Genomic DNA, 13,566 nt, shown 5'->3' with positions numbered 1-13,566 from the left:
ATTCGCGGGGTCGGTGGGTGCTCACGAGTGCTCGTTCGCCGCGTGATTCCGCGGAAGTCGTGCTCGTTGGTGACGGCTGGTGGTGGGTGGTTTCAGTCGGGTTCCCGGCCCGGGACCGGCCCAGGATCGTTCGCCCTACGGCTTGCTCGAGATGATCGACGGCAACGATGAAGTTGCAGCTACCCAGCTCTTTGCTGCTGGCGAGATCCACGCAGCGAGATCCATAGCGAACTGTAGATCCCTGGTTAGATCTCGTTCGTGGATCGGTTCGTGATGGGCCGCGCGGTTTCGGACGAAGTTGAGCTGCTGCATCCGGAACGCGACGTCCTGCTGTCGGGTGCGGAGGTCGGGGTCACCCGCGGGGAACGCGCGATGTGTGGTGGGAACCCACAGAGCCGTCAAGTATCGAGATTCGACGAGATAGCGCCAGAATCCGAGGGGAAGTTCAGCGACAACGCGACCGTGGACCTCAGGTCGTCGACCGCGCCGAGTCGCTCGATCTCGCGCCTTGTGGAGGTCTGCCGATCCTTGCTGATCGAGGGGCGCGACGTCGAGCCATGAAGCGCCGCCGCGCCTCTGATGCGCCCATTCTCGGAGTTCCCGATCAAGGGCGTTGCGCGCAAGGACCTCGACCATTGACGTCAGCTCCATGACGCTCGCGGCAGCGCGCATGTTCCACTCGTAGAGAGCGAACGCGTCGGAGACATCACCACCACTCGCGCGCAGATACGAACCGAGGCGTTCTGCCGTGACGAGAGGGAGCAGCTCGTTGTACACGTCGAACTCGAAGGGGCCGGATGCGGTTGACATTCAGCCTCCATGACGTAAGCTCTTCTACGAAGACCCCGGAACGATCACTGGCTCTAGCCATATCGCCGGGGTTTCGTCTTCCCATGACTCGGGTAGGCTCCCGGCCCTGCGGGCGCTTCGCGTGACGGAGTCACCGGGAGCCTACCCGAGTCATGGGATCCGCGACGGCGGCTCGCCCTGATCTCGGTGGATCAGCAGAAGTGAGGGCCTCGCGGGCCAGATCTCCGCGGAAGTCGTCTTCGCTCGTCGCGGCCGATCTCGACTCGATTCAACCGCGTTTCCGGTCCGGCAGCCGCCCCTGCATAGCGCTACTCTTCCGCCAGCTCGTCATCGAGGAGAGCTTCGACAGTCGCAGAGGTCTCGTTCGTGATCCGAACGCCGAACAAGCTGCCAGCGGGTGTGGCGTCACTAAGTATGAGCACCGTGTTGTCGCGCACCGTTTCTTCGGCCTCGAGGTCCGCCCAAGGGATCTTGTCGCTATTCAATGCCGCGATGTACTGGTAGCCGAAAGACTCGGCGGATGCCACCGCAATCTCCAATGCCTGCGCTACTTGTCTCTCATCGACGTCCGCGAACAGCAAACTGTCGTGAATGAGGAAGCCGGGTCCGATGCTCTGCTTCGCGAACGACTCAGAGATGGCGATGTTGTATGCGAAGATCGCCATCTTGTCGACTCCGTCAGATCCGCCCTTCGGCAGCTTCATCTTGAGCTGAAGACCGGTCCGCCGCTGGCCGATGGAAATCTGGAGTTCGGCATCGTCGCCGTAGAGTAGCTCGAGTATTTCGGCGAAACGATTGAGAATGTCTGATCGTCGCTCGAAACGCTCGGAGAGATCGCGACGCGTTCGGGCAGCAAGGGTGGCCTCGTCCGACTTGAGCTTCACCCGCCGCGCGCTTATGCGTCCCAGCTCCTCTAACTCCAGCTGGTACGTCGAGACCTCGGTTTGAGTTGCTGCAAGTCGCTTTTGTAGCTCCGCGAAATCCTCGAGAGCGCCGCCGGAGTTGAGAATCTGCATGACCTCGCTTTGCCGAGCGTCCAGGTCGGCGCGGGTGGCGCGCTTTGCCTCGAGATCGTCACTGAGCCGAGAGATCTCATCGTGAAGGTAGTTTGCTCGATTGGTCGAGACCTGAACGTAGAAGGCCTGTGCTTCTTCCAGCGATCGGACAATAGAGTCCGCGAGGACCACGCCTGCTTCACTGTAAAGTTCGGCGATACGGCTTTGGCCAGTGGTCGCTTCGACATCCAGCTTGCTCTCGTAAAGCGCGATCAGCTGCTCGCCTGAGATGATGTCGTTAGTTAGCTTCTTGATACTGGTTGCGGTGCGATTCGCTTCACGTTCGACGGTCTTGTACTCCGGGACGATGGAGAACTCGCCGAGCTCTCGCTCGAGCGCGACGGCGCGGGACTTGGCCTTCGCGAGACGAGACTCTACAGACGCAATTTTGTCGTCGAGACTGATGTCCTCGACATCCAACGCGTCGAGTCTCGCAACGTCTGCTCGCAGTGAGGCCCACTCCGCCGGGATGCTCCAGTCGAGCCCCAGGAGGTAAGCGTTCTCCTTCTGAAGTTGTTCGGCACCAGGATTCTTGACAGTCCGGAAGGGGTCTATGAATGTGTCTGTCTTGAAGCGGACAAAGTGGCGGATGAGGCTACGCCAAGTCGGCGTCTCCGCCGCCACGCCTCTTGCAGGAAAGCTCTGTGATTGTAGCCACCGGTTCCAAGTTGTGGTTCCGAGTCGAAGAGGCTGATCGTCGGGGACGTTGGGGTCCTGCAGACCCGCGCGGGTTCGGTTCCCCGTGACCTCGATCTCCGAGGCGTTGTCGGGCGATCGCGTGACTACCAGTCGAGCACCGTTTCGGGTTTCTAGTGCGAGCGAGAATCGCCACCCCCTGCCTACGGTGGGCTGCAGCTGCCGCGAGAGCTGTCCGCCAAGACAGAAGTCAATTACCGATATCGTCGTCGATTTCCCGAGTCCATTGCGGGAATCGGTCTTCGTTGACTCCCTTTCCCGCTCCGCGACGATGAAGCTGGCAGCGTCGTTGAAGTGGACGTCGTGGAAACCGTCGAAGTTGGCAGAGAGCGCCTCAAGCCTCATGCGTGCTCCATCGAAGTGTTCCCAGCTCGAAACGCACCGCGCCGAGCATGAAGAGCAGGCTCATCGCCTCGAGGAAGCGATCAAAAGGGGCGTCGGGGTACCGGGCGCTGAATCGCACCCACGTTTCGCTAACCGTCGATTCGTCGGCTGGTCGGTCTGCGAGCATCTGCGCCCCTTGGCCGAGAAGCGAGTCTGCTGCTGGGGTGTACTTGTCGGGCAAGATCATGTGGGCGGGCTCTCGAATATGTCACAGACTTCGAAAAGGTGGGCGAGAACGGCGGCCGCAGCGACTTGCAGCAGAAATCGTCGCTCCAGCGAATCTTGAGGGGCTGCGGCCGAGGTCGTCCCGAACGTGATGAGGCCGAGGAATACGTCGTCGGGCGTCGCTCCGTCGGACCGAAGTCGGTCGTACTCGGTAAGAAACCCGCTGCGCAGTCGCGCAGGAAACGCAGGCACAAGCTGACCCTGCCGTCGAAGAAAGTCCGCGACCATGCTGGCCTGGGCGAGGCCCGTGGTCAGGTGCGGGCGCACTCGATCCGTCAGGTTGTTGTGGTCCATCTTCTTGCTCGGGTCCATTGCGACCATGGGTGTGGAGGCGGCTCCGAGCGTGCCATCCGCGTATGCGTTACAGATGAGTCCAATCTCCGCGAATGAGACTGAAACGACTGCGATAGCGAGGCGCTCTCGTACTCCTCGCTCGGCATCGGCCTTCCAGCTTCGGAGGTCTTCGGTAGAAAAGCGGCTCGGATCCTTATCGACGAGTGTGTGATGCGTCGGGCAGAGCACGATGAGGTTGTCGTACGCATCTCGGGCCTTCGCCGTGAGGTTTGCGTTCCCTCGGGGACCCTCATTCGACGACGCCTCGATGTGTGCGATCTCTCCCAAGATTGTGGGGGGATTGCTGCCGTAGTCGACTAGGGCGAGGGTGCATCCGGGGAACGGGCACAGATGTCCGCATGAAATGAACAGCTGCTTCACTGTGCTGTCCAGATATGACCGTGCCATCGCTCCCCCTCGGATTACCCTAGGGGATCCGGTCTGTGAACCGCCAAGTCGAGCCTGTCGTGTCGCCACCGAGGAGCGCCCGGACCGCAGCGGAGCGAGGACCGGACGCACCGCAGGTGGCGGCGCCGGCCGGAGGCCGGCCTTGAACGAGTAAGGAAAGTTCTCACAGCTCGGAGCGGGCGGAGCGATATCCTGTCTAGATGAGTGAGTTTCCGGTTGGCGAGCTGCGCGGGCTCAAGGGTGCGCTCGTGCCTGCGTATCGGCAGATCGCGAACGAGCTTCGGCGCGTGATCGAAGTTCACAAGCTGCAGCCGGGCACCAAGCTGCCCTCGGAGACGGAACTGGTCGCGAAGTTCGACGTCGCGCGGATGACGGCGCGGGAGGCCCTTCGCGTATTGAAGGCCGAGGGTGTTGTTCGGTCGGAGCAAGGGCGAGGAGTGTTCGTTGATCGAGAACTCGCTCCTAAGCGACTTCAGATGGGTGAAACAACCGCGCCCAACGAGGGGGAGTGGCGCGAGCGGATCCACAGGGTTCTAGTCGCCGGTCGAGGTGAGGCCGAGGCGACGGACGATGGGTGGGCGCGGTCTGCCCTCCTGCTCTCTTCCGGGTCGCTGGTTGCGATCTCGGTGCAGCTCGAACCGGCGCCCGGGCGCAGGGACGAGACGACAGTCTTTGTTCCGGGTGAACTCGCCGACGCTCACCTTCGGGCCGCCGAAGCTCTAGCGGCCGCACGGCAGTGGATCGTATCCGCCCGAGTGAACCGAGATGACCCAGCCGCATTGCTCGTGACACGCATTGGATTGAGCGGGTCCGAGCGGCCGGTGATCGCGAGCATCAGTAGCCGTTCGGGCTCATGGCCAGTCACCACAACTGAGACCATCTAGACTTGACAGCCTATCTAGACAAGTGGAACGATGATCGCACCACTTCTAGTCAGGTTGCCGATCATCGCAACTTGTCTAGATAACTAGATAGGAGAATCTAATGGCAATTCAGTCAGCGATCCCGGTCAGCTTCGACGCGTTCTTCCCGCGGGGTGCGTTCGTCGTCGGCGAGGTCGAGCCGATCGTCAAGTGGTCCGACGACGGCGAGCGGCAGGGGCAGGACCTCGACAAGAACTCCGGTCACCCGCTCTGGCAAGTGCGCGTGATCGACGCCGACCCCGACGCCAAGAAGGGCCAGGGCGAGGTCACCGTCAAGATCGCGAGCATCTCCGAGCCTCAGCTGCCGCCCGAGCTGAACGGACTGCCGTTCCGCCCGGCCGTGTTTGAGGGGCTCACGGTTACGCCGTACGTCAAGGAGGGGCAGGGGCGTCCGCGCGTCGCCTACTCGCTTCGCGCCCGCGAGATGAAGCCGGCGCCCAAGCCTCGGGGTGCGGAGTAATGCGGGCTACCGTGCCGCGCGAACTGCGTAGCTGGGGCGACGAGGTCGGCATCCTCCTGCGTCGCTGGTGGTGGGCCGCGGCGATCGTCGTAGTCATCTCGTGGCTGCCGCCAGCGCCGGCCGTGCAGGTTGCGTTCAACGTCGGCTGCCTGGCACTTGTCTTTCTGCTCAGCCTTTGGCTGACGGTGACGGCGCTACGGATGCCGCGCCGTCCCGAGGACAAGTGGAGGCGCGATGTCTCACGCAACATCCTCGCGAACTGGCCCGGGGTAGCGATGCGCGTCCGCCTCGGTGTCCCCGGCTACGGCACGCGCGGCATGGTTGTCCCCGCAATCAGCACGCCTGTGTGGCAGGGGTGGACCTGCGCCTTCGGTGTTGCGCTCCCGCAAGGGCTCGGACGTGAGCACCTGCAGGCGCAGGCAGATCTGCTCGCGCAGGCCTTCGGCGCACGTCGCGCGACGGTCCACGGTGAGCACATCGGCGCGATGGCGTTGCGGCTCGAGTTCGTGGATGCGCTCGAGTTCGCGTTCTCCCTCGACCTGCCCGTGGCGTGGGACGGCAAGACGGTCCAGATGGGCAGAGACGCAACAGGCGGACCTTGGTCACTTCGCCTCGGTCCCCACACCCTCGTGGCCGGCGCGTCGGGCAGCGGCAAAGCCTCGCTGGTGTGGGGTCTGCTCCTTGGGCTCGCCGAACCCATCCACAGTGGCCTCGTCGAGGTCTGGGGCATCGATCGCAAGGGCGGCATGGAACTCGCTCTCGGGCGCTCGCTTCTCACGAGATTCGCCGCCGACGCTGAGCGCTCGGTGATTCTGCTCGAGGATGCCGTCGCCGCGATGCAGCAGCGAGCGAAGGATCTGGCGGGCAAGACCCGACAGCACGTCGCGACCCTCGACAGCCCGACGATCGTCGTGCTGATCGACGAGCTCGCGGCGCTCACCGCTTACGAGACCGATCGAGATCTGCTCCGCCGGGCCAACTCCGCTCTCGCGACTCTCGCCTCACAGGGCCGCGCTGTCGGGTTCATCGTGTTCGCCTGTCTCCAAGATCCGCGCAAGGAGACGTTGCCGGCACGCGGTCTCTTCACTCAGACGGTCGGGCTCCGACTGCGAGACCGCATGGAGACCGCGATGGTCCTCGGCGACGGAGCCGTGGCGGTAGGCGCACGCTGTCACGAGATCTCGCCGACCACTCCCGGCGTCGCCTATGTCCTGCCCGAAGACGGCCGTCCTCCCGAGCGTGTCCGCGCCGGACTAATCACCGACGACATGATCCGCGACGTCTCGTCACGGTATGCCGCACCGCGGCAGGTGCCTGTCGTCATCCCCGAACCACCCGCCTCCGACGAGCGTCAGTCGCGCTCACCCCGTGCGCCGCGACCCCCGCGACGCACCTCACGAAAGGAAACCGCATCATGAACAGCAACCGCGGCCTCGCATCGGCCACCATCGTCGGCCTCGTCTCGGCGCTCGTGCTGTCGGGCTGCGCAACACCAACCGTCAGCCCGTCAGTCGTCCCGAGTCGGCAGACGACGGTGACGCGCCCCGCTGACATGCTCGCTCCGTGCAACCTGGGGGAGAAGTGGAACAGCGTCGCGATGGTGAAGGTCGCACGGTACGACGCCCCCGCCGTCGATGACAGCATGCTCGAGGACTACGGCCCAACGGTCGCCAACGCTTCGTGCATGGATGCCGAGATCATCAAGTGGCAGGAGCTGCGCCGCGAGACCGGCGAGAGCGACAAGATCTGCCGCATTACCTGGTACGACGACCCCATGGGCCTGACGTACCCGATCGGGTGCGCGGTGCCCGTGATGGTGGTGACCGATGCGTCTCGATGAGTCCGTCGCGCGGCGGCTCCGCAGCGAGGAGTACGACCGTTGGATGCACAATGTCGCCTCGACGGGCTACTGCCTCAACCCGGTGCGTCTCGTCGGGTCCTCGACGACGCTCCACGCGGCATCCGGCGAGATCCTCTCGGAGTACTCGTCGACGAGCGAACCGGACGGCGTCACCTTCACTCGGTGCGGCAATCGACGCGCCACACGCTGCGAGTCCTGCAGTTACGAGTACAAGGGCGACACCTGGCACATGATTATGGCCGGTGCTGCGGGTGGGATGAAGGAGGTGCCAAAGGAGGTCGCCGGGCACCCGATGGTCTTCCTCACGCTCACAGCCCCGTCGTTCGGAGCCGTTCACACGACCGCCGTCGACCGGCGCACCGGCGTCTGCGAGCACGGTAAGCCGAGAGGATGCCGTTGCCACCACGACGACGACGATCCGCAGCGGGGTGATGCGGTGTGCGCCGAGTGCTACGACTACGTCGGTCACGTCGTCTGGCAGTACCACGCGCCCGAGTTGTGGCGTCGGTTCACGATCCGGCTGCGTCGTGAGCTGGCTCGATCGCTCGGCATGACGCAGCGCGCAGCGGCCCGCGTCGTACGGCTGCAATTCGCGAAGGTCGCCGAGTTCCAGCGTCGGGGAGTCGTCCACTTCCACGCAATCATCCGGCTCGACGGCATCCATCCCGAGTTCCCTTTCCCGGCGCCGCCGGCAGCAGTGACGACCGATCACTTGGTGACAGCGATCCAGTCCGCCGTGAGGAAGACAAGCGTCGCTGCGGCTCCACTTCCTGGCGACGCAAGGACTCGCACGCTCACCTGGGGCAAGCAGTTCGACGTGCGGCCGATCGTGCGTCGCGAGGGTCTTAACGGTGCACTGTCCGACCGCGCTGTGGCCGCCTACATCGCGAAGTACGCCACCAAAGCGACCGAAGACCTCGAGCCGACGGGCGCCGGTCGTGATCACATCAAGCGCATCAAGTCGACCGTTCGCGAGCTGGCGGCTGTCGTCGATCCCGAAGGACCGTACGAACAGCTGCATCGCTGGGACGGGATGCTCGGCTTCCGAGGGCACTTCTCCACGAAGTCACGGCGCTACTCCGTGACACTCGGATCGCTCCGTGGTGCACGACGGAGCTGGCGCCTCGAGCACCTGCTCGCACGGACGAAGCCGACCGAGGAGATCAGCCCCGACGAGGTACTCGTCATCGGCTCATGGGCTTATGCCGGCATGGGCTGGCTCACCGTCGGAGACAAAGCACTCGCGAGAGAAGCCGCGGATGCCGCCCGCCAGTGGCGTCACGATCGCGCACGAGATCGCAACACCCCAACCACAGAAAGGAGCACGACATGACCACTCACACGCTCGTGGACGACCCCGAGATCGACATCGCCGATAACTCCGAGCAGAACGGTTACCTGACTCGCCGCGAGGCCGCCGCGCTCTGCCGCGTGCCGTTGTCGACGTTCGATTCGCTGCGTCGCCAGAACCGGTTCCCGTTCCCGGATGCGCACATGGGCAAGCACATGCTGTGGCGAGCGTCGACTGTCGCAGCGTTCCTCCAGGCAGGCGGTACTCGCGGTGTCCGCTGAACGAGCCGAGCGGATCGACCCGAAGACGCGGCGCCCCCTGCCCGAGGGCATCCGTTTCCGTAAGGATCGCGGCAAGTATCAGGTGCGCGTCTGGGCTATCGGGCTGAACGGCGAGCAGCGCGAACGATCGACCTTCGTCGAGACGCTCGCCGAGGCGAAGAAGCTCCGCGCCGAAACCCTCACTCGCCGCTACCCCGACGGCGATATGACGCTCACACAATGGCATTCGCGGCACTGGTCGGTCATCGAGGGCAGTGTGCGTGCGTCAACGGCGCGTGCATACGAGCGCGGTTGGCGGCTACGGGTGAAACCATGGCTCGGCCACGTGAAGCTCGAGAAGCTCACGGCGGGCGTCATCGAAGAGGCGATCACCGGCTGGGAGGGAAGTACATCGACGCGGATCGATGCGCTCTCGGTGCTGAGTCGCCTGCTCGACGGCGCGGTACGCGCGCACCTCGTGCCGCTAAACCAAGCGCGGCTCGCGCGTCGTCCAAAGTCCGAGTCGGCGACGAGCCTGCGATCTCGCGCGCTCACGGCCGCGGAGGTGCCGACGCTGCTCGCGGCGATCGATGATGCGCACTATCGGCGCTACATCGCCGCTCTCGTCTACACCGGTATGCGCGCCAATGAGGCGACGGCACTGCGCATGGAAGACGTCGATCTTTCGCACCGGACGATCCACGTACGGCGCGCATTCAGCATCGGCGCGGACGGGCGCGGCGTTGAGCTGACTCCGAAGAGCCATAAAGAACGGGACGTGCCGATCCCTACGCCGCTCGTCGCACCGCTGACCGAGGCCATGGCCGGCAAGCACCGCGGCGAACTCGTGTTCACGGGTCCTCGCGGCGGACGAATCAACGCCTCGAACGTGCGCCGTGCGATCGACTGGAAGGCGCTTCGTTCGAAGCTGCACCGCGACGACCTCCGGCTGCACGATTTGCGCCACACGCTCGCGACGATGCTCTTCGACGCCGGCGCTTCAGCGAACGACGTGCAGGCGGTGCTCGGCCACTCGAGCATGCAAATGACTGAGCGGTACAGCCGCGCTCGGTCCGACGTCGCCAAGCGAGCCGCCGCCGCCATCGACTCGCTGTTCGGCTCAGACCCTGTTCAAGCCAAAAGGAGCGGACACTGATGACCATCATCCGGAACGGAGACGGCTCCACAACACTGGGCGCTGACCGGCTGCCTGGCAGCGTGTGGGGCTCTAACCTGCGGGCGATCCTCCCGACTTCCCGGTGGGTTGCGCTCAGTCGTCGAACCGCGGAGCGCGCCGGTCGAGTGTGCGAAGTGTGCGATCAGCCCTCGTTCTACGGCGAGGGCACGCGCAACCCGGACTGTCACGAGATGTGGAACTTCGATGCGACGGCGTCTCATCCCGTCCAGCGACTCGAGGGAGTGATCGCGCTGTGCGGCGCCTGCCACGAAACACAGCACTCCGGTCTGGCAGAACTCAACGACCGATGGGAGTCCGTCATTGCGACCCTGTGTCGAGTGAACGGCTGGGACCGAGCGGATGCCGAGGCAGACATCGAGCGGTCTCGCGAACGCTATCGCGACCTGTCGAACACCGAATGGGATCTGGATCTCACGCTGCTCAATGGGTGGGTAGCGCTCGACGGGTATCCCGATCTTGTGGTTCCATCCGAAGATCGTGCGACCCTGGGGAACACGCTGGACAAGACCAAGCGGAAGCTCTCGCTCATCGTTGGAGCCGAGATCCCCGACGCGATCTGGAGGTGGTGATGTGAGCGAGTCCAGTTCTGAATTCTCGACCGCGATGGACGTTGTCCGTGCCGCCGCGGACGAGCGGATTTCACGTGAAGAGCTGGTTCGCATCCTTCGCTGTTGGCGTTACGAGCCCAAGCATCGAGCGACCGGTCTCTCCGACGACTGGGAGTTTCGAGACAACAGCTTTGAGGTCGTCGAGTACGCGTTCATGAATGATCTCATCGACGAGAACGATTACGAACGCATCGTCCGAGCCCTGGACGAAGACCGCCCCGTGTCGGAGGATGATGCGACCCGGAAGCCGCCTCCGGCGTGAAGTTCGCGAACCGCTTCACAGGTCCTTAAGGTCGATACCGAAGCGATCGGCGACGTCCTCGATCGGCTCGGAATCCATGGCCAGGCGTGCTCGTGCAATTCGCTCCGCTTCCCGATCCTCCGTCGTCTCGACGAGCTCCTCGATCAAGCGGTCAGCGCTGACCTCCCGGCTCGCAGCCAGCGTCGCGATCTCCGCGGCGGCCTCAGCAAGGGTGTACAGCCGTCGCCACGGGTGCTCGCCGTGACGTGCGATCGCCACCGTCTCGCGAGTGTATGAGCGCGCGTCGCCGGCGATGAGCCACCGCTCCTGACCTTCAGCGTTGAGGAAGAAATCGACGATGCACTCGCCGCACGGCATCTTGTACACGCCGGGTTCGGTCGGCGCGCTCTCTGTGGCATCGGCGATCATCTCGCGGATGATGCCTTCCCAGTCCTCGTTCTGACCCTCAACGCCCATCAGCTACCTCCTCGCGCAGAACAGAGAAGCTTCTCATCAAGAATCTCGGATGTCTATCGCGGGTATGACGGGATCCACGCAGTCAACCCGTCCACGGTGCGACCCGTGGCGGCGTCGTAGACAGGCATACGTGGGCCGCGACAGGATCGACCTATGCCTGGATACAGCAGCAAGCACACATATGCAGCCTTTTTCAACGCAGGCGAGCTAATGGATGGAAAGGTCGCCTGCCCGACATGCGGCGAGTCGACCTTGCACCCCACGGGCCACGTCGCGAGCCTGGAGTCGACGAAGGAGTACTCTCCGAACGTCAGCCTCACCGCTTGGTGCGAATGTGGCCAGGCGGTCGTGATGGAGTTCGGAAACTACAAGGGGCATTTCGCCATCGACATCCGCGCCCTCGTGCGCACATAGGTCGCGGCGCGGCGGTGAGTCGTCGATCTCTCAGTTTGCCTGCGAGCGGAGACTGTCAGGTCGGGCATATTCAAGCCGCACGCGGCGGCGACCGGCCCGAGACCGGCCCAGTCGCACGGCGACAGCAGCTCTCGTCCGTGCATAGCGCGCGTGTTCTCTCGGCGTGATCCCTCGACGACTGTGCCCATGGGGGCAAGGACTACGATCCGGAAATCACCTCTCACCAGGGCAAAGCAAAACCCCCGCCATGTAGAAGCTAGGCGAGGGTTTCTGGGACCGTTGTAACGACGGTCCGTGTGGCTCCGACGGGCGTCGATCCCGTGACCTCACGATTTTCAGTCGTGAGCCACGCGAGCCGAGTCACGTCGAAGCGCAGCCCTACACGACGCCTCAGTCGGCGCCGAACTCGAACGAGGACGCCTCGTTGACGGCATCCGTCGCCTCGGCGAGCTCCTCGCGCTCGGCCGAGAACGGCGAGGCGTGCTCGGTGATCTCCTCTGCCTCGCCGCGGCGGAGCGTTCCGACCAGCGCGCCGGTGGGGCCGCCGATGAGGCCCATGCTCGCGTACTGCTCGAGCCGCGTGCGCGAGTCGGCGATGTCGAGGTTGCGCATGGTGAGCTGCCCGATGCGGTCGGTCGGGCCGAAGGCGGCGTCGCCCACGCGCTCCATCGACAGCTTCTCCGGACCGTACGACATGACCGGCGCGGTCGTGTCGAGGATGCTGTAGTCCTCGCCACGGCGAAGACGCAGCGTCACGGTTCCCGTGATCGTGGAGCCCACCCACTTCTGGATCGACTCGCGCAGCATGAGCGACTGCGGCTCGAGCCAGCGTCCCTCGTACATCAGCCGGCCGAGACGACGGCCCTGCTCGTGGTACGTCGCCAGCGTGTCCTCGTTGAGGATCGCGTTCACGAGCCGCTCGTACGCGATGAACAGCAGCGCCATCCCGGGAGCCTCGTAGATGCCGCGAGACTTCGCCTCGATGATGCGGTTCTCGATCTGGTCGCTCATGCCGAGCCCGTGGCGTCCGCCGATGCGGTTCGCCTCGAAGACGAGCTCGACCGGGTCGGTGTACTCGGTGCCGTTCAGCGCCACGGGGCGTCCGCGGTCGAACGTCACCGTGACGTCCTCGGTCTCGATCTCGACCGCCGGGTCCCAGAACCGCACGCCCATGATCGGCTCGACGGTCTCGAGTGACACGTCGAGGTGCTCGAGCGTCTTCGCCTCGTGCGTCGCGCCCCAGATGTTCGCGTCGGTCGAGTACGCCTTCTCCGCGGAGTCGCGGTACGGGAAGCCGTGGGCGACGAGCCACTCGCTCATCTCCTGGCGACCACCCAGCTCGCGCACGAAGTCGGCGTCGAGCCACGGCTTGTAGATGCGCAGCGCCGGGTTGGCGAGCAGCCCGTAGCGGTAGAAGCGCTCGATGTCGTTGCCCTTGTAGGTCGAGCCGTCGCCCCAGATGTCGACGCCGTCCTCCTTCATCGCGCGAACGAGGAGCGTGCCGGTCACGGCGCGGCCGAGCGGCGTCGTGTTGAAGTAGGTGCGCCCGCCGCTGCGGATGTGGAACGCCCCGCACGACAGCGCGACGAAGCCCTCCTCGACGAGCGCCGTCTTGCAGTCCACGAGCCGCGACACCTCCGCGCCGTACTGCAGCGCGCGCCCCGGGATCGACTCGATGTCGTCCTCGTCGGGCTGCCCCAGGTCGCCCGTGTAGGTACAGGGCACGGCGCCCTTGTCGCGCATCCACGCGACGGCGACGGATGTGTCGAGCCCTCCCGAGAAGGCGATGCCGACGCGCTCGCCGACGGGCAGGGACTCGAGGACCTTCGACATGACCTCAATCCTACTGACGCGCGCAGCCCCGGCCCCGCGGCCGCCGCCGACATCCCCGATCCGCGCAGGCGAGCAATTCACCCGAGGGT

Annotated in this window: 16 protein-coding genes; 10 read left to right on the top strand and 6 right to left on the bottom strand. The window is 64.6% G+C overall.

Features of this window, described 5'->3' with window-relative positions:
• Positions 1-135: 135 nt before the first annotated feature.
• The 4 genes from QE381_RS10425 to QE381_RS10410 all read right to left on the bottom strand — a co-directional run bounded on the left by QE381_RS10425 (position 136) and on the right by QE381_RS10410 (position 3,911).
• Entirely contained in the window at positions 136-810 is a 675-nt protein-coding gene (locus tag QE381_RS10425; RefSeq protein WP_307217927.1) for a hypothetical protein, read from the bottom strand.
• A gap of 308 nt (positions 811-1,118) precedes the next feature.
• Positions 1,119-2,906, bottom strand: coding sequence for a DUF2326 domain-containing protein (locus QE381_RS10420; RefSeq protein WP_307217926.1), 1,788 nt, complete (start codon positions 2,904-2,906; stop codon positions 1,119-1,121).
• Positions 2,896-3,132: an ABC-three component system middle component 6 gene (locus QE381_RS10415; RefSeq protein WP_307217924.1), complete on the bottom strand. Its 237-nt coding sequence runs from the start codon at positions 3,130-3,132 to the stop codon at positions 2,896-2,898. The genes QE381_RS10420 and QE381_RS10415 overlap by 11 nt, the downstream gene beginning before the upstream one ends.
• Positions 3,129-3,911: an HNH endonuclease signature motif containing protein gene (locus tag QE381_RS10410; RefSeq protein WP_307217922.1), complete on the bottom strand. Its 783-nt coding sequence runs from the start codon at positions 3,909-3,911 to the stop codon at positions 3,129-3,131. Before QE381_RS10410 ends, QE381_RS10415 begins: the two co-directional genes overlap by 4 nt.
• A gap of 200 nt (positions 3,912-4,111) precedes the next feature.
• Between QE381_RS10410 and QE381_RS10405 the strand changes: the two genes are divergently transcribed.
• The 9 genes from QE381_RS10405 (at position 4,112) to QE381_RS10365 (ending at position 10,774) form a co-directional block, all read left to right on the top strand.
• A complete protein-coding gene (locus QE381_RS10405; protein WP_307217920.1) occupies positions 4,112-4,795 on the top strand; it encodes a GntR family transcriptional regulator in 684 nt (227 codons plus the stop codon).
• Positions 4,796-4,895: 100 nt separating this feature from the next.
• Positions 4,896-5,294 carry a hypothetical protein gene (locus QE381_RS10400; RefSeq protein WP_058623021.1) on the top strand — a complete coding sequence of 133 codons (399 nt, stop codon included), beginning with the start codon at positions 4,896-4,898 and terminating at the stop codon, positions 5,292-5,294.
• A gap of 11 nt (positions 5,295-5,305) precedes the next feature.
• Positions 5,306-6,712 carry an FtsK/SpoIIIE domain-containing protein gene (locus QE381_RS10395; protein ID WP_307217916.1) on the top strand — a complete coding sequence of 469 codons (1,407 nt, stop codon included), beginning with the start codon at positions 5,306-5,308 and terminating at the stop codon, positions 6,710-6,712.
• Positions 6,709-7,134 (top strand): hypothetical protein, encoded by a 426-nt coding sequence (locus QE381_RS10390; RefSeq protein WP_307217914.1) that lies wholly within the window; start codon positions 6,709-6,711, stop codon positions 7,132-7,134. Before QE381_RS10395 ends, QE381_RS10390 begins: the two co-directional genes overlap by 4 nt.
• Positions 7,121-8,488, top strand: coding sequence for a replication initiator (locus QE381_RS10385; protein WP_307217913.1), 1,368 nt, complete (start codon positions 7,121-7,123; stop codon positions 8,486-8,488). Before QE381_RS10390 ends, QE381_RS10385 begins: the two co-directional genes overlap by 14 nt.
• Positions 8,485-8,727, top strand: coding sequence for an AlpA family transcriptional regulator (locus tag QE381_RS10380; protein WP_307217911.1), 243 nt, complete (start codon positions 8,485-8,487; stop codon positions 8,725-8,727). The genes QE381_RS10385 and QE381_RS10380 overlap by 4 nt, the downstream gene beginning before the upstream one ends.
• Positions 8,717-9,862, top strand: coding sequence for a site-specific integrase (locus QE381_RS10375; protein WP_307217909.1), 1,146 nt, complete (start codon positions 8,717-8,719; stop codon positions 9,860-9,862). The genes QE381_RS10380 and QE381_RS10375 overlap by 11 nt, the downstream gene beginning before the upstream one ends.
• The gene (locus tag QE381_RS10370) at positions 9,862-10,473 is read left to right on the top strand and encodes a hypothetical protein (RefSeq protein ID WP_307217907.1); all 612 of its coding nucleotides are present in this window, start codon (positions 9,862-9,864) and stop codon (positions 10,471-10,473) included. The genes QE381_RS10375 and QE381_RS10370 overlap by 1 nt, the downstream gene beginning before the upstream one ends.
• A 1-nt stretch (position 10,474) precedes the next feature.
• Positions 10,475-10,774, top strand: coding sequence for a hypothetical protein (locus QE381_RS10365; RefSeq protein WP_307217905.1), 300 nt, complete (start codon positions 10,475-10,477; stop codon positions 10,772-10,774).
• 15 nt (positions 10,775-10,789) lie between these two features.
• On the opposite strand, the gene QE381_RS10360 is transcribed toward QE381_RS10365, so the two are convergent.
• Entirely contained in the window at positions 10,790-11,230 is a 441-nt protein-coding gene (locus QE381_RS10360; protein ID WP_307217903.1) for a zinc ABC transporter ATPase, read from the bottom strand.
• Positions 11,231-11,383: 153 nt separating this feature from the next.
• Between QE381_RS10360 and QE381_RS10355 the strand changes: the two genes are divergently transcribed.
• The gene (locus tag QE381_RS10355; protein WP_307217901.1) at positions 11,384-11,644 is read left to right on the top strand and encodes a hypothetical protein; all 261 of its coding nucleotides are present in this window, start codon (positions 11,384-11,386) and stop codon (positions 11,642-11,644) included.
• 390 nt (positions 11,645-12,034) lie between these two features.
• Here QE381_RS10355 and argG read toward each other — a convergent pair whose 3' ends face one another.
• The gene (argG, locus tag QE381_RS10350; RefSeq protein WP_307217900.1) at positions 12,035-13,477 is read right to left on the bottom strand and encodes an argininosuccinate synthase; all 1,443 of its coding nucleotides are present in this window, start codon (positions 13,475-13,477) and stop codon (positions 12,035-12,037) included.
• Positions 13,478-13,566: the final 89 nt, after the last annotated feature.

This window comes from Microbacterium sp. SORGH_AS_0888 (assembly GCF_030818905.1).
In the GTDB taxonomy this organism is placed as follows: domain Bacteria; phylum Actinomycetota; class Actinomycetes; order Actinomycetales; family Microbacteriaceae; genus Microbacterium.
The sequence above is the reverse complement of the archived record's forward strand: the minus strand, read 5'-3'. Positions and strand labels throughout refer to the sequence as shown.